This window comes from Pedobacter gandavensis (genome assembly GCF_014172405.1).
GTDB classification, from domain to species: domain Bacteria; phylum Bacteroidota; class Bacteroidia; order Sphingobacteriales; family Sphingobacteriaceae; genus Pedobacter; species Pedobacter gandavensis.
Genome location: NZ_WNXC01000008.1, coordinates 232,592 through 249,146, shown reverse-complemented (window position 1 = coordinate 249,146; position 16,555 = coordinate 232,592). Strand labels below are relative to the sequence as shown.

Genomic DNA, 16,555 nt, shown 5'->3' with positions numbered 1-16,555 from the left:
AATATAAAAAAGATTAACGCTTTTTTAAATATAACAAAAACCGACCCGAACAATTCCTCGTATCTGCCCATACAAAACCACTATCATGAAAAAAACATTCTTTACCGTAATTGCCCTAGTAGCTTTGGCATTCACGACTCAAGCACAAAAAAATCCAATGGTTGGAGGCGCAGCGATGTATGCCAATAAAGACATTGTTGATAATGCTGTAAATTCAAAAGACCATACCACCCTGGTTGCCGCAGTAAAAGCTGCCGGATTGGTAGAGACTTTAAAATCCGCAGGGCCATTCACTGTTTTTGCACCGACCAATGAAGCATTTGCAAAACTTCCCGCAGGAACTGTAGAAATGCTTTTAAAACCAGAAAATAAAGCCATGTTGGCTAAAATCCTAACTTACCATGTTGTTCCTGGAAAAATGACCTCTGCCGATATTGCAAAAGCAATCAAAGCAGGAAATGGCAAGGCAGAATTAACTACAGCCAGTGGTGGGAAATTATGGGCATGGATGAAAGGAAATAAATTAGTACTGAAAGATGAAAAAGGCGGAATGTCTACCGTAACCATCGCCAATGTGATGCAAAAAAACGGCGTTATCCATGTTGTTGATACGGTATTAATGCCTAAATAAAAAATGCAGTGCTAAGGGCTCTAAAAAGAAGCTATCAATCCTCAGTATCATCTACCTATGATCATCCATTGATGCTTAAAATTCAGAACCTTTATTATTAAACATGAAAATTGATCCTGTTCGAAGACCTTCAGATGTTTTCCCCTTTGGAAAAGATTTGAGTCCGAGAACAGGATTATTTTTTTCCAAATACAACGCAAGTTTGATGATTTCATGAATGCTAACTTTAAAGAAAAGTATAGGACATGGAAGGAAAGACTCCCCATTAAAAGAGCAGACAAGGCCCTTGCGAATCAGAAACCCGGATAAATTATTGCGGCAACGTTCCTAACTGGCAAAAATAATTATTCGGAGATGGATAAGTTTAAATTTTAATTTACACTTTTGTCCTTTAACCTTGATAATTATGAGCTTTATATTGAAGCCGGTAGATACCGTTGAAAACATTAGTCCTGAGGATTTCAAAAAGAATTATTTAGATCCCAGACGTCCTTTAATTATAAAAGGATTGACTAAATCATGGCCAGCCAGAGAGAAATGGACGACTGAATATTTAAAAGAAATTGCCGGCGACATCAATGTCAGCTTGATGGACAATTCTAAAGCCGATCCATCGAAGCCTATTAATGCTTCTGTAGCTAATATGCGTTTTGGCGACTACCTGGATTTGATCAAAAGAGAACCTACTGAACTTCGTATCTTCTTCTTTAACCTGTTTAAGCATGTGCCTAGCCTGATTAAAGACATTGTATTACCAAAAGATCTGATGGGTGGCTTCATTGAAAGTATGCCTGCTATGTTTTTTGGAGGCTCCAACTCGGTTACTTTTTTACATTATGACATTGATTTACCACACCTTTTCCATACCCATTTTGGTGGAAGAAAACACATCATTTTGTTCGATAACAAATGGAAGAAAAGGTTATACTGTATCCCTAATGCAACTTATGCACTAGAGGATTATGATGTAGCAAACCCAGATTTCGAAAAATTCCCAGCTTTAAAGGGTGTGGAAGGTTATGAAGTCTTCCTGGAACATGGTGACACCTTATTTATGCCTACAGGAATGTGGCACTGGATGAAATATCTGGATGGCTCTTTCTCTTTAAGCTTAAGGGCATGGGATGCTTCAATCACCAGAAAAGCACAAAGTGTATTCAATCTGGCTATAAAAGGCGGACTGGATAGTGTGTTGAAGATGGCATTTAAAGCGCCTTATGCTAAATACAGAGAAAAAGTTGCGATAAAAAGAGCCGAACGTGCGCTTGCAAATGGCTCTCCGAAATAGTTAAAAAGATAAAATCTTTTATATTCTTTTAAATTCAGGGCATTGCTGATGTGGTTCCCTGAATTTAAACTCCTAAGACCAGTAGCAAAAGCTACACCTTAAGCCCCATTTTTCCGACAAGGTATTTTTACAACTGGATAACATTACTCCCTTTTCAAACTTTTACCTTCGATATTCCGTTTATAACGAATATATGAGAGGTTTCCATTTTTCTAATTTCCAGCCAGATGACTTACCGAAAGGTGGTTTCGATGAAATGCTGAAGCTCTTCACCCAGCTGCTCAATTATACAGCCGGCGATGCTGGAGAAACATTGGCATGGATGAATGAACTGGACAAAAAATATAAGTTTACCAATAACGATTATGGGATGGGAAACTTTATTGATGACCTTAAAGAAAAGGGATATATAAAGGAAAATCCAGTAAATGGTGATATGCGTATTACCGCCAAAACGGAGCAAACCATCCGCCAGTCGGCCTTGGAAGAGATTTTTGGCAAGCTAAAAAAAGCAGGTAGAGGAAACCATAACACCAATATCTCCGGAATTGGCGAAGAGAAAAATGCCGATAGAAGGGAATATACTTTTGGAGATAGCCTCGATCAAATCGACATGACCGCCTCGATCCACAATGCACAAATCAACCATGGAATCGGTAATTTCACCTTGACAGAGCGCGATCTGGAAGTTGAAGAAAAGGATTTCAAAACCCTGACCTCTACCGTGCTCATGATTGATATTTCACATTCCATGATACTTTATGGAGAGGACCGGATCACTCCCGCAAAAAAAGTAGCCATGGCGCTGGCAGAACTCATCAGAACCAGGTATCCAAAGGACACTTTAGACATTGTCGTTTTTGGGAATGATGCCTGGCCGATCACCATCAAAGACCTGCCTTATTTACAAGTAGGCCCATATCACACCAATACTTTCGCCGGACTGGAACTTGCAGCAGATCTTCTAAGACGCCGTAAAACGCATAACAAGCAGATTTTCATGATCACCGATGGGAAACCTACCTGTCTGAAGGAAAATGGCACTTATTATAAAAACAGTATGGGGTTGGACAGAAAAGTGGTTAATAAGACCTTAAATATGGCTGCCCAATGTAAAAGACTAAATATTCCAATTACCACTTTTATGATTGCCCAAGACCCCTACTTACAACAGTTTGTCAGGGAATTTACCCAAATTAATGGCGGAAGGGCATTTTACAGTTCCCTCAACGGATTAGGGGAATACATCTTTGAAGATTATATTAAAAACAGAAGAAAAACAGTTCGATAGCACCTCCTCAACACGAAGACATCACATGGATCACATCACGATAAAAACCCTTGGCCAATTAAAGGCCTCAAATTATAAGTCGCTTGCCGTAAAAGACGAACTTCGCAAAAACCTAATCAGCCAGCTGCAAAGCAATGAGGCAGGATTCGAAGGGATTTTAGGCTATGATGAAACGGTTATTCCCGAGCTTCAAACGGCCATCCTTTCCAGACATAATATCCTATTGTTAGGTTTAAGAGGCCAGGCAAAGACAAGAATTGCCCGCCTGATGGTGAACCTATTGGATGAATATATTCCTTATGTTGCCGGAAGTGAGATTTTTGATGACCCCCTGAATCCGATTTCATGGTATGCAAAACATGAGATGAGCCTACACGGAGATGATACGCCAATCAGCTGGCAACACCGTAGCGAGCGCTACACGGAAAAGCTAGCCACCCCGGATGTTACTGTTGCCGATTTAATCGGAGATGTGGACCCAATCAAAGCTGCCACACTTAAATTGACCTATAATGATGAACGTGTAATTCACTTCGGACTGATTCCAAGGGCACACCGCAGTATTTTTGTAATCAATGAGCTACCAGATTTACAAGCCAGAATTCAGGTGGCTTTATTCAATATGCTCCAGGAAAAAGACATCCAAATCAGGGGATTTAAATTGAGATTGCCGCTAGATGTACAGTTTGTATTTACCGCTAACCCGGAAGATTATACCAATAGAGGCTCGATTGTAACGCCTTTAAAAGACCGTATCGAAAGTCAGATTCTTACACATTACCCAAAAACAATTGCCATTTCCAGAGAGATTACCGCTCAGGAAGCGAAAATAACCGTCGAACAAAAAGAGACTGTAGAAGCAGACGGACTGATAAAAGACCTGGTAGAACAAGTCGCTTTTGAAGCCAGAAAAAGTGAATTTATCGATCAGAAATCTGGTGTCTCCGCCAGATTAACAATCTCTGCTTATGAAAACCTGATCAGCACCGCAGAGCGAAGAATGCTCATCAATAAGGAAAAAAACACTTTTGTACGACTATCCGATTTAGTAGGAATTACCCCCGCCATTACCGGAAAAATCGAACTGGTATATGAAGGAGAATTGGAAGGTCCGGCAAAAGTAGCACATACATTAATCGGTAAAGCCATAAAATCGCTGTTCAACCGCTATTTTCCGGATCCGGAGAAAGCAAAAAAGAGCAAGTCTGCTAATCCGTACTTCCGCATCACAGAATGGTTTACGGAAGGAAATACGCTGGACATTTCAGATCAGCTGACCCTCGCTAAGTACAAAAAGGAATTGATGCAGGTAGATGGATTAAGCGAATTGGTGAAACAGTTTCATCCGAAACTGAGCGCTAATCAGAGCTTGTTGATGATGGAATTTACATTGCACGGGCTAGCGGAATACTCACAGCTCAATAAAAAATACCTGTTAAGTGGATTTGGATTTTCTGATATGTTCGACAGCCTGTTTAATACCAGTCCGGATGAGGAAGAAGATGACATGGACTTCAGGTAAAACAATTTTAATTACACAATAAATAACCCTTATAACAACCTAATGGGCCGATTACCCGTCTTTATATTTTTATCAGTCTTACTGTTGGCATTCGATTATTACTGTTTTCGTGCCATTCTTAGCGTTTTCAAAAAATGGAAACCAGGAACGCGAAAATTGTTTACCATCCTCTGGTGGGGCTATACCTTTGTACTGCTCATTGGTGTCTTCAGTACCTTTTATGCAAACCTGTTTTTAAGCCTTAAATCGGTAATTTTAGTCGCCTATTTCCTGACGGTTGCCTGTAAGTTAGTCCTACTTCCATTTTTGGTCATAGATGACTTGAGAAGGTTTATCATGAAGTTGTCGAGGCCTACAAAACCGAAAACAGGACAATTGATTGACCCGGCACTTCCAGAAACCATTACACAGCCATCACACGCTGAGCCCATCAGCCGCTCTTCTTTTCTAGTAAAAGCCGGACTGATTACAGCAGCCATCCCTTTAACCTCTTTAAGCTGGGGCATCGTTAAAGGGGCTTACGACTATAAGATTATCCGTCGCACACTGCTGCTCCCAAACCTTCCTGCTTCATTTGATGGCATGAAATTGGGACAGATCTCCGACATCCACTCCGGAAGTTTTTACGATCCAAGGGCCGTTTTGGGAGGCGTGGAAATGCTGATGGCAGAAAAACCAGATGTGGTATTTTTTACCGGAGATTTGGTAAATGACATGGCCACAGAGATGAGAGATTATCAGGATATCTTTAAAAAAGTGAAAGCACCGCTAGGGGTTTACTCTGTATTAGGTAACCACGATTATGGTGAGTATCGCTTTGGAAAGGAACCTTCTGCTATCAAAACTAAAAACCTGCAGGAGGTGATCAAAACTCATGAAAGAATGGGCTGGGACCTGTTAATGAATACACATCGACGCCTCAAAGTAAACGGAGAAGAAATCGGGATTCTGGGCATCGAAAACTGGGGTACCGGAAGATTTCCGAAATACGGAAGAATGGATCTGGCCACAAAAGATACAGACGACCTCCCTGTTAAGCTCCTGTTATCGCACGATCCTTCTCATTGGAGAGCAGAAGTATTGCCTAAATATCCGCAGATAGACGCCATGTTCAGCGGCCATACCCATGGAATGCAATTTGGTGTGAGAACAGAAGATTTTCAGTGGAGTCCGGTGCAATATATCTATAACGAATGGGCTGGTCTATACCAGGAAGCGCAACAGCAACTCTATGTGAATGTGGGATATGGCTTCCTTGGCTATCCTGGAAGGGTTGGAATTCTACCAGAAATCACGATATTTGAGTTGAAACGTGCCTAGCTAAGCTTCCAACCCATATGGTAAAAAAAGTACTGTTATCCAGTCTTGATTTTTTGCTGTTCAGCAATTTATTTATTGCCATTTGTGCAGTTGCCCAAGGCCTGGTTACTTATTATTTACTCGGAATTCAACCCGATAAATATATTCTTGCGATTATCTTTTTTGGGACCTTAGGACTGTACAATTTCAGCATGCTGCTGTCTAAACCAAAAGATCCTGCAAATTCTCCATTGATGAGGGTCCGTTGGATCTTTTCACACCATCGGTTAATTATTTCCATCACGCTGATCTCTGCGCTTTGCCTTATCCCACTAGGATTGCTTTATTTAAGTATTGAAGGGAAATTGTTGATGTTATTTACCGGGGCATTGGCCATCAGCTATAACCTTCCGTTTTTAACACTGGGAGGGCAAAAAATAGGTTTGAAAAACATTCCCCTGATTAAGCTCTTCCTGGTTGCTTTCATATGGTCAATAAGCTGTGTCCTTCTTCCTATTGTAGAGACCGAACACAATCATCTGCTCAATATCTCTACTGGTGAGACGCTACTCTTAGTCGCTATGCGCTTTTTATTTATTGCAGCAATCACTGTTCCTTTTGATGTTAGAGATCTATTTCAGAATAAAATTGTGATGCTGAAAACAATCCCTGCCCTATTAGGAGATAAAAAGGCTTTTCTATTTTGTCAATTTCTACTTGGAGGATACCTGCTGTTACTGGTCTTATTCCGGCAAACTGTCAACCTTGAGGTAATTTCGCTAACGGTTACCATCGGGTTAACAGGTTGGTTAATCTATAAATCAAATACGGAGAAAAATGAATACTATTATTTTCTGTATTTAGACGGGATGATGTTATTGCAGTACCTTTTATTGGTACTGCTACACCTATTTTTCTAAGCAGGATTGAAACGATACCCTACTCCTCTTACCGTCTGTAACAGCTGAGGATTATCAGGATTAAGTTCGATCTTTTTACGCAAACGTACGATATGCATGTCTAATGTTCTGGTATTGACATCTGAGTTATAACCCCAAACCACCAACATCAACTCGTCACGATTGATCACTTTATTCGGATTTCTTAAGAAATAAAGTAAAATCCTATTTTCTAGAATAGTCAGCTCTATTTTCTTTTCATTCCTGAACAAGGTGTGAATATTTGGATGATGTTCCATATTTCCAAAACGATGGATCTCTGAACGATCATTGTTCAATAAAAATTTCACTTTATTGTCCAACATAGCAACCAGTACATCCATATTAAAAGGTTTAGTGACATAGTCAGAAACACCAAAATTATAGGCATCAATCTTATCTACATCCTGTGCTTTAGCAGTCATCATGATGATCAGATTTTCAAAACCTTGTTTACGAACTGCTTCACAAACCTCAGATCCTTGTTTACCAGGCAACATCCAGTCTAATAAAACAATATCTGGTTTTTCTGCCAAAATCATCTTTTCTGCAGTCTCGCCATCGCCAGCCTCCAGAACTTCATATCCTTCTGCTTTTAAACGGTGGACCACTAAAAACCTTAGGTTCTCATCATCTTCAACTATTAATATTTTAATTCCCTTAGACATACTTTCTAATCGTTATATGGTAGTACAATTTTAAATTCTGTTCCTTTATTCACCCTGCTTTTCACCGTAATCTCACCCTTCATAAAATTAACAAGTTCCTTACAGAAAGCCAAGCCCAAGCCAACACTTCCATTCTGGTTGTACTGGTTCTGAATGCGGAAAAACTTCTTAAAGATATTATTAATTTCGGAGGAAGGAATGCCTATCCCATGATCGGTAAACCTAAACACCACCCTTCCTTTAATCAGACGGGCACTGATGTGTAGTTTTTTCCGTTCTGGCGGAGAATATTTATAAGCATTCTCTGCAAGGTTATCAAAAAGACTGCCTAAAAGTACAGGATCGGTCACAAATGTGCTAAATCCACTCACCTCGTAGGTAAAGTCGAAATCAGGATGCTTCAATTTATGCGACTCTACCGTACTTTCTATAAAATCCTCAATATAGATCTCATCCCGGTTGAGCTGAATTGCCTTATTTTCTATTTGCGTGAAAGCCAATAATTTATTCATTAAGCCATTCAGCTTATCGGCTTCTTCATCCAGTATTTTGCCATAGAGTTTCAACTCTCTATCCGTCAGCGAAGTCGCACTTTTGATATTATTCCCAGCTATTTTTATCACACTGACGGGCGTTTTAAACTCATGCGTCAGGTTGTTTACAAAATCATATTGCAATTTGAACATGCGCTGGTTTATATTCAGATTTCTGTAAATCAGGTAGGCAACCAGCACCACAATCCCGTAAAAGACTAATATAGCCGCGGCAATAGGTAAAAAATAACTGAGGATTTCACGGTCTACAAATGATTTTGAAGAAAGGAAGTAGAGCTTATAATCTGAAAAAGCACCTGGCAAGGTAATTTCCGTGCTCAAGTAGGTTTCAGAAGTATCTAAAGGATCATAAGTGGAGGGTTGAATCTTTATGTATTGGTACAATAGCGGCCTTGAATTGATGATTTTAAGCTTATAAGGATCCAGGTGAAAGGAGAGCATATCCTGTTGATATACGGGTTGTGGATTTAGTGTAGCCCTAAGCATCCGCTTATACATCTTCAGATCTTCTATTCTTGGGATATTTAAGTAGGTAATTTTATTGGAACGAACATTACTAAAGTTACTAAATAGTTCGTCCTGACTAGGGACTTTATTGGTATCCAAACTTTCGATATAAGAAGCCAACTTCAATGCCAATGCATTAAAATCATCACCCACAATAAAATTACGGGTATTAGCCCTAGAAAAAAGTCGTACAGAATCCGATGGAATCAGACTTCCAAACTGATAAATATCTTTAGGCCCAAAGGAAAATTTCCCAGTATTTAATCCATCGCTAACAGGTGTGTTTTTGACTTCAGAGTCGTAAAAAACGACCCTGGATACAAAAGGATATTCCAGTAATACCGTGTCTACAAAGCTAGCCGCAGTAGCGGAATCGAGGTAGCCATTGTAATAAGAAACTTCGGGTAGCTTCTTCTGAAAGAAATCATTATAAGGTTTAATTGTTTGCTCCAGGACATTCACTTTCTCAGACACAAACTCACCCTCTATGTATTTCTTACTAAAGTTGTAAGCGAGATACAAAGACAGCGAAAACAGTACAGACATCAGTACGATGAATGTAAGGATTAATGAAAAGTTCTTACGATAACCTGTTTTTTTTTCTGAGATCATGCGATCCGAATTTACCTGTTTTTAAGGTTGATTTCTAAAAATTGTTCAAGAGCAGTATAAAATTGGTGCCTGCTTTCCAGATTTTTAGTCGGAAATACAATCCCTTCATTCTCCAGGTAAGTCACATTCACATTTCTCTTTTTGAGGTTTTTCACAAATTGTAAAGTCTCAGCAGCATTTGCATTTGGATCTTTTACGTTCTGAGAGATAAATACAGGGGTATTGATCTTATCAGTCTGAAATAATGGAGAGGCCTTACGCATCTGATCAGCATCAGTTAACGGATCTCCTACAATCTCGTAATACATCTGTAAGCTGTTCTTCAGGAATGGCGGAATAGACTTTAAATAGGCAAAAAGATTGATGACACCAGAGTTCGAAGCGGCACAAGCATACATTCCGGGATTCAGATAGGCACTGTTCAGTGCAATGTTACCCCCAAATCCAGCCCCATAAATGCCAATGCGTTTCGGGTCCGCAATGTTTTTCTCAATTAGCCATTTTACACCATCATTGATATCGTCCTGAATTTTCCCACCCCATTGTTTAAATCCAGCGGCCATAAATGCTTTCCCATAACCGGAAGAGCCTCTATAATTGACCTGGAACACGGCATAACCCCTGTTCACCAGAAACTGAACTTCTGCATTGTATCCCCATAGATTCCGGTCTACCGGGCCATCATGAGGGAGAACCACCACGGGTAGGTGTTCTGGTTTCACATGGAGCGGCAAAGTCAGGTAGCCGTTTATTTTAAGGTTATCCCTCGACTGAAAACTAACTGGTTTCATCTCACTCATCTCCTCCTGTTTAATGGAAGGATTAAAATCGCTTAACTTTTTAAGTTTACGCTTGTTCGCAAAATAAAGGTAATAAGACCCCGGATTCCGATCGGTAAAAGTTCGTAAAACGAATACATTTTCAGCCTGATCACGGTCTAGAATTCTAGTTTCGGTTTTCGGCAAAAGTTTATCCAGATCTTCATAAAGGGATTTTATGGACTCATCCATATAATGCTTTTCCTTTTTCCAGGTTTCATAAATCACGAAAGATAACTGCTGCTTTTTTCTGGAATACTGCGCATCGGTAATGTTTAGAGAATCATTCCCAAAAAGAACTTTAAGCTCTTTCCCAGTATTACAATCTACCTCTACCAAAGCACTTTTATCTCTGTTTACACTAGAAATTGCGTAAATAATATTCGGACGATCGTGTTTAAAAGCAATAGGCCTGAATACAGTCGTAAAATTATTGGTCATGATCGGTTTAAAAGGCTGGCTCTCCTGTGCCCGGTACAACATCGTCGTATTTGCACCATCTGTACTTACCGCAAGTCTTAACTTACCCTCAGAATCTGTACGCCAATCGCTAATGTTTCCCGGATTTCTTGCCACCATTTCCATCCCACCATTCCGCACATTTAACCGGTAAACATCAAAAACCGTAGAATCTCTTTTATTAGAAGAAATCAGCAGGTACTTATCATCAATCAGCTGATCCTCGATCACACGCATCCTACTTTTTTCATTACTACTCAGCTGACGCTCATTCGCACCCTCCTTATTAATTATGAAAATATCTGAACGCCTTTTCGCAGCATCCACTTCTTTATAATAAATCAGTTCGTTATTACTCAGCCAAAAGTAAAACACAATATTTTTATCCTCCAGATGCGTAATCTTCGTCGCTTTTCCGGAAGCAATATCTTCTATGTAAAGGTTTAAACTTTGTCCCTCTAACTTCAAATAAGAAAGATTTAATCCATCCGGGGACACCCGATACGTCATCCTGTCCTGCGATTTAAAGAAATCATCCAGGGGAATAATTCGTTCCCCTTCCCCCTTCGGCTGACAAGCAAAAGCAAGAGATATTAAAAACAGGAAAAAGTATCTTTTATATCTCATCATATTATTTTATCGCTAACAAAGCTACGGAACCCAACCTGTCTATAGCAGATATACACCAATATTGTTACTATTACATTTCCGCAACTGATGAATATAAATACTTTTTCGGGCTATGAAAATATAAATTAGTAACATTTAAAATACCCCTGGGTATTAATCTTGTCACATGACATGCTACATTCTTATTTAAATCGTTATTTTTAGATTCCTGTTTGTTACTCCCTCCATGAAGAAATTAGTTTTAGTCTGTACCTTTTGCCTGCTCCGATTCTTATGTGCTGCACAAGATCATACTGATGATGCACTCGCTTACCAGTATTACCAACAAGGACAATTTCAGGAAGCCTCCATTCTATTCGAAAAGCTCTACAATAAGAACAAAAATGAAACTTATTTTGAACTGTATTTCAGCAGCCTTTTAAAAATCAAGAAATTTGAAGAAGCAGAAAAACTAGTCAGGAAGAACTTAAAGCAAAATCCTAAGAATCTGACCTATAGCATTGCACTTGGCCGGTTATTTCAGGAAAAAGGACAAGCCCAGGAAGCCAATAAACAGTACATGGAAGCCCTCAGTAATCTTCCTGCCGATGAGTTCAAAATCAGAGAAATTGCCACCCAATTTTACAACTTCCAAGCCTATGATCTTGCCATTACTGCTTTCCAGCAAGGAAGGAAACTTTTAAAAAGCAATAAGCCCTTCACTTTTGAGCTATTGAGTATCTATCGATATAAAAAAGACAAACAAATGCTCATTCAGGAATACCTGGATGCCTTACCCGAAATGCCACAACTCCTGCCACAAGCAGAAAGTGTTTTTTCTACCATATTTGAAGAAAACAGCGACTACCAACTACTACAAGGAGCGTTATTAAAGAAAATCCAAAAAGAACCACAAATAGAAATCTATACTAAATTGCTCATCTGGCAATACCTCCAGCAGCAGGAATATGAAATGGCATTGAGGCAATTGATTGCCCAGGATAAGCGAATCAAAGATGATGGAGGAATTCTTTACCAGGCTGCAAATACTTTTCTCAGCAATCAGGCCTATACAGTAGCAATTAAAGCTTATGAATACCTGTTACTAAAAGGAAAAGAAAACACCTATTACCTTCCTGCAAAGGTGGAACTCATTAATACCCGATATGAACTCTTAATTGCCGGGAAATATGATAAGAATGCGATTACAGAACTGGCAGCAGCCTACCAATCTATTCTTGATGAATATGGCAAAACGCCACTAACTGTTTTCGCCCTAAAAAAATGGATTAACCTACAGGCTTACTATCTAAATCAATTAGAAACCGCCGAAAAGGCACTAGAAGAAGCCATTAAAATCCCCGGCCTCTCGCTAACAGACCTTGGACAGCTTAAACTAGAACTCGGAGATCTTTATATCTTAACACAACAACCTTGGGAAGCTATTCTTATTTATGAACAGGTAGCGAAACAATTCGAAAACCAGGCGATCGGCAATGAAGCGCGATACCGTTCGGCCAGGTTATCCTACTATCAGGGTAATTTCGCTTATGCAAAATCACAAGCGGATGTCCTCAAAGCTTCCACTTCCCAGCTAATTGCCAATGATGCGCTCAACCTCAGCCTGCTCATCTCAGACAACTTACAGTCCCCAACAGACAGCAGTGCTTTAAAAATGTACGCAGATGCAGAAATGCTGCAGTTTAGAAACCTTTCCTCCCAGGCAATGGTCAAATTAGACAGCATCGAGATCACATTTCCAAACAATAGTTTACAGGACGACATATTGATGGCGAAATCTAAAATATGGATAAAGGACAACGAAATTAATAAGGCAATCGAAGTATTAAAACTCCTGACTGAAAAACATGGCACCAGTATCTGGGCAGACGATGCTTTGTTCATTCTTGGCGGTCTTTATGAAAATAACCTGAAAGATACCGAGCAAGCTAAAGCCGTCTATCAGAAGCTCATCAACGATTATCCTGGCAGTATGTACACCACAGAAGCACGCAAACGTTTTAGAAAACTTCGCGGGGATATTATTGGTACATAATATCCTATCTTTGCAAAATGTTAGTATACAATGTTACCTCAATAATTGAAGATGCAGCAGCAGATCGCTGGTTGCAATGGATGCAGGAATCACATATTCCAGCTGTAATGGCCACAGGGAAATTTGCTTCCCACCGTTTGCTTAAAGTAGTAGACTCTCCAAATGAAGGCGTTACTTATTGTGCGCAATATGCGGTAGATGACATGGACGCTTACCTGGATTATCAGGAAAACTTCGCACCAGCTTTACAGGCGGAAGTTACCCTAAGATTCGAAAATCAACTTGTTGCTTTTCGAACATTAATGGAAATCATCGATTAATCATATATGAATATTTTAGAAACCCCTATTGCTGATCTGCTGATCATAGAGCCTAAAGTCTGGAATGACAACCGTGGCTATTTCTATGAAAGTTTCAATGCAAAAACCCTTTCAGAAGCCGGCGTGAATGTCAACTTCGTTCAGGACAATCAATCTTTCTCTCAGAAGGGTACTTTACGTGGCCTACATGCCCAAAAAGCTCCTTTCGCCCAGGGAAAACTCGTACGAGTGATCCAGGGTAAAGTATTAGACGTCGCAGTAGACATCAGAAAAGACTCTGCTACTTACGGCCAACATTTTACCATAGAGTTAAGTGGAGAGAACCATAGACAACTTTGGGTACCACCAGGCTTTTTACATGGCTTCTTAACCTTAGAAGATCAGACGATTTTCACTTATAAAGTAAGTAATTACTACGATAAGGAATCAGAAATAGGCGTGATCTGGAATGATTCAGAATTAAACATCAATTGGAGTAAAGACATTCCCCTGGAAGATCTTTTACTTTCTGATAAAGACCTGGTATTACCTGCTTTCAAAGATTTTAGCAGCCCATTTTAAGAGAAAAAACTCTTTTTTAACAGAAGAAATTCCATAAAAACACAAAGCCCGTTAGGAGATCATCCTGACGGGCTTTGTGTTTTAAACACCTATATTATTGTTTAATCAGGTTATACAACTCATCCAATTTTGGAGAAAGTACGATTTCTATTCTACGGTTTCTACTTCTTCCATCCGCATTGGTATTTAATGCCAAGGGCTGAAACTCTCCTTTTCCAGTGGCTGTCATTCTTACCCCTTCTACTTTAGCGACCTCAGTCAGGTACCGGACGACAGAAGTTGACCTCAATACGCTCAAATCCCAGTTGTCCTTGATCTGCCCAAGGTTGCTGATCTTTTGAGAGTCTGTATGCCCTTCAACCGCAATATTAATCTCTGGTTGCTCCTTCAATACAGTTGCCAGTTGTGTCAATGCTTGTTTCCCTTTTTCATCAATCACAATACTACCAGAAGGAAACAATAATTTATCCATTAAGGACACATATACTTTTCCGTTTTTAATCTCTACCGTTAAACCGCTTTTTGTAAAGCCCAATAAAGCTTGTTGCAGCTTTTCTTTCAATTGATTGGTTGCTTCGTCACGTTTACGCAAAATCTCTTCCACTTCTTTCAGACGCTGCTCACGTTTTTTAAGGTCCTGAGACAGCTTATTGATCTCTGTAGAGCTATTATCCTTTAACTTGGCATAATTGTTATCGATTTCAGAATACTTCCCCCTCAGGTCATTTAATGAGGCACTAAGCCCGGTCGTATCCTTTTTTAATCTGGCGATCAAATCTTCCAGATATTCATTTTTCAATTGAGACTGATCTAAACCAGTACTCAACGAATCTTGTTTCGCCAATAAGGCCTTATATTTTTGTGGCGATAAAACCACACAGGCACTGAATGCGCAAGCAAACAATCCAACAAATAAAAACAAAGCAATTCTTCTCATCATAATTATTGCGCTACGGCATTTCTCAAAAATAATATAAACGGATATACACTTTCGAAGGCTGTTTTCAATTGGTCCACAATCCCCGGTTGTAAAAACGCCTTATCCGATAAAGGATAAACCGCAATAAAGCTCTTCAGTTTCAAAAATTCGATCTGAGGGTGATCGAGCTCATAACCCTTCGGCGCATTTTTCAAAGTATCTTCCGTACTTAGCTTAAACGTATTTTCAAAACTTTTAGCATGAATAATGTCCAAAAATTCCGAGCTATTGTAATCGATCTCTTCCCTGATCTTTTTTAGTACCTGAGCTTCTGGCATCCAGAAACCCGCACCTAAAAAGCATTCTCCAGGTTGAAGGTGAAGATAATATCCCGGGCCATGAATACCACTGCCCTTTATATTAAAGGAAATTCCGAAATTGTTCTTATAGGGATCTTTATTCTTACTGAACCGCACATCCCTGTAAATACGCAGCAAACATTTCTTTGCTGGGGTGTCTATAGAAAAATGAGGGTCTATTCCTGCCAGGACAGGAATTAATTGCGCTACAAAGGCCAATACATCTTCCTTTGCGCTTTCATATCTTGCTTTGTTCTCCCCAAACCATTCCCGATTGTTATTTCGGGCCACATCGGTGATAAAAGCAAATGTTTCTGGTTTAATCATGGTTTATCGTAGGCTGGTTTGTACTTTATTTTGGGGGATAGAAAATGTAATAACATCACACGCGAATAACGATAGTTAAAAGGTGCTAAAATTAAACACCCGGTAAAGATGACAGTAATATACATCCAGAAAGAATCGTAATCTAACCAACCGCCGGATAACACATAAGCTGCAACACCCAAACTGATCATTTCTGCACAATTCATTGCATAACTTACATACATAGCCGCATAAAAATATCCCGGTTCAATCTCAAATCGGAAACCACAATGGCTACAATTGGTGTTGGTTCGTTGAATATTAAAACCATACATGCTCCCACTGAAAATATCGCCTCTGCGACATTGTGGGCATTTACCATGCACAACTGCGTACAATTTTGATGTTTTCTTCATAAAGATCAGTAAATCGCAACAGGCGATGAGCGGGAATAATTTCGAAAATATTAAGCGACTTCTTCTGTATTTTTCTTACGAAACTTAACATACCAAAGAATGCCCATTCCAGTAATTAACAAATAAGGAATTGCCAATAGGTAAAGGATTCCTGAGTTCAGGCCATTTCCTTGTGTATTCCCGTTTTTCACACTTTGCTCTGCACTTACAGTACACATGGCACATTGTGCATTTGCTGCCGGCACAATAGAGATCAACAAGGTGACCATAAAAAGGAAGATAAAAACTATCTTTTTCATCCTACAAATATAGAGAAAGAACGCTAAGAATAAGGCAATTGCTATTGTAAAAAATATCACATAAAAAAGGTTGCTGAATTCGAATTCAGCAACCTTTTTTGTTATTTGTACAAGAGTTAATTG

At 39.4% G+C, this 16,555-nt stretch carries 16 protein-coding genes; 9 read left to right on the top strand and 7 right to left on the bottom strand.

Annotated features, from left to right (window positions below):
• Positions 1-85 precede the first annotated feature (85 nt).
• The 6 genes from GM920_RS19795 (at position 86) to GM920_RS19770 (ending at position 6,951) form a co-directional block, all read left to right on the top strand.
• Complete coding sequence (locus GM920_RS19795) at positions 86-631, top strand: fasciclin domain-containing protein (protein ID WP_182960718.1); 546 nt, start codon at positions 86-88, stop codon at positions 629-631.
• A gap of 406 nt (positions 632-1,037) precedes the next feature.
• Positions 1,038-1,919: a cupin-like domain-containing protein gene (locus GM920_RS19790; protein WP_182960716.1), complete on the top strand. Its 882-nt coding sequence runs from the start codon at positions 1,038-1,040 to the stop codon at positions 1,917-1,919.
• 193 nt (positions 1,920-2,112) lie between these two features.
• On the top strand, positions 2,113-3,210 hold the full coding sequence (locus GM920_RS19785) for a vWA domain-containing protein (protein ID WP_182960714.1): 1,098 nt from the start codon (positions 2,113-2,115) through the stop codon (positions 3,208-3,210).
• Positions 3,211-3,235: 25 nt separating this feature from the next.
• A complete protein-coding gene (locus GM920_RS19780; RefSeq protein WP_182960851.1) occupies positions 3,236-4,732 on the top strand; it encodes a sigma 54-interacting transcriptional regulator in 1,497 nt (498 codons plus the stop codon).
• 42 nt (positions 4,733-4,774) lie between these two features.
• Positions 4,775-6,052, top strand: a complete 1,278-nt coding sequence (locus GM920_RS19775) for a metallophosphoesterase (RefSeq protein ID WP_182960712.1) — start codon at positions 4,775-4,777, stop codon at positions 6,050-6,052.
• A gap of 17 nt (positions 6,053-6,069) precedes the next feature.
• The gene (locus tag GM920_RS19770) at positions 6,070-6,951 is read left to right on the top strand and encodes a UbiA prenyltransferase family protein (RefSeq protein ID WP_182960710.1); all 882 of its coding nucleotides are present in this window, start codon (positions 6,070-6,072) and stop codon (positions 6,949-6,951) included.
• Here GM920_RS19770 and GM920_RS19765 read toward each other — a convergent pair.
• The 3 genes from GM920_RS19765 to GM920_RS19755 are packed head-to-tail and all read right to left on the bottom strand — an operon-like array spanning position 6,948 to position 11,217.
• Entirely contained in the window at positions 6,948-7,637 is a 690-nt protein-coding gene (locus GM920_RS19765; protein ID WP_182960708.1) for a response regulator transcription factor, read from the bottom strand. The genes GM920_RS19770 and GM920_RS19765 overlap by 4 nt on opposite strands.
• Before the next feature lie 5 nt (positions 7,638-7,642).
• Positions 7,643-9,310, bottom strand: a complete 1,668-nt coding sequence (locus GM920_RS19760) for a sensor histidine kinase (RefSeq protein WP_182960706.1) — start codon at positions 9,308-9,310, stop codon at positions 7,643-7,645.
• Between the two features lie 11 nt (positions 9,311-9,321).
• Positions 9,322-11,217 (bottom strand): S9 family peptidase, encoded by a 1,896-nt coding sequence (locus GM920_RS19755; protein ID WP_182960704.1) that lies wholly within the window; start codon positions 11,215-11,217, stop codon positions 9,322-9,324.
• A gap of 226 nt (positions 11,218-11,443) precedes the next feature.
• Between GM920_RS19755 and GM920_RS19750 the strand changes: the two genes are divergently transcribed.
• The 3 genes from GM920_RS19750 to rfbC are packed head-to-tail and all read left to right on the top strand — an operon-like array spanning position 11,444 to position 14,133.
• Positions 11,444-13,252 carry a tetratricopeptide repeat protein gene (locus GM920_RS19750; RefSeq protein ID WP_182960702.1) on the top strand — a complete coding sequence of 603 codons (1,809 nt, stop codon included), beginning with the start codon at positions 11,444-11,446 and terminating at the stop codon, positions 13,250-13,252.
• Positions 13,253-13,269: 17 nt separating this feature from the next.
• Positions 13,270-13,572, top strand: a complete 303-nt coding sequence (locus tag GM920_RS19745) for a DUF4286 family protein (RefSeq protein WP_182960700.1) — start codon at positions 13,270-13,272, stop codon at positions 13,570-13,572.
• Between the two features lie 6 nt (positions 13,573-13,578).
• Positions 13,579-14,133, top strand: coding sequence for a dTDP-4-dehydrorhamnose 3,5-epimerase (gene rfbC, locus GM920_RS19740; protein WP_182960698.1), 555 nt, complete (start codon positions 13,579-13,581; stop codon positions 14,131-14,133).
• 94 nt (positions 14,134-14,227) lie between these two features.
• Here rfbC and GM920_RS19735 read toward each other — a convergent pair whose 3' ends face one another.
• From GM920_RS19735 to GM920_RS19720, 4 genes are read right to left on the bottom strand one after another with little or no spacing between them, the layout of a single operon-like run.
• Positions 14,228-15,070, bottom strand: a complete 843-nt coding sequence (locus GM920_RS19735) for an OmpA/MotB family protein (protein WP_182960850.1) — start codon at positions 15,068-15,070, stop codon at positions 14,228-14,230.
• 5 nt (positions 15,071-15,075) lie between these two features.
• Positions 15,076-15,738: a DUF2461 domain-containing protein gene (locus GM920_RS19730; protein ID WP_182960696.1), complete on the bottom strand. Its 663-nt coding sequence runs from the start codon at positions 15,736-15,738 to the stop codon at positions 15,076-15,078.
• Complete coding sequence (locus tag GM920_RS19725; RefSeq protein ID WP_182960694.1) at positions 15,735-16,133, bottom strand: DUF983 domain-containing protein; 399 nt, start codon at positions 16,131-16,133, stop codon at positions 15,735-15,737. The genes GM920_RS19730 and GM920_RS19725 overlap by 4 nt, the downstream gene beginning before the upstream one ends.
• A gap of 50 nt (positions 16,134-16,183) precedes the next feature.
• Positions 16,184-16,432 carry a hypothetical protein gene (locus GM920_RS19720; RefSeq protein ID WP_182960692.1) on the bottom strand — a complete coding sequence of 83 codons (249 nt, stop codon included), beginning with the start codon at positions 16,430-16,432 and terminating at the stop codon, positions 16,184-16,186.
• Between the last annotated feature and the right edge of the window lie 123 nt (positions 16,433-16,555).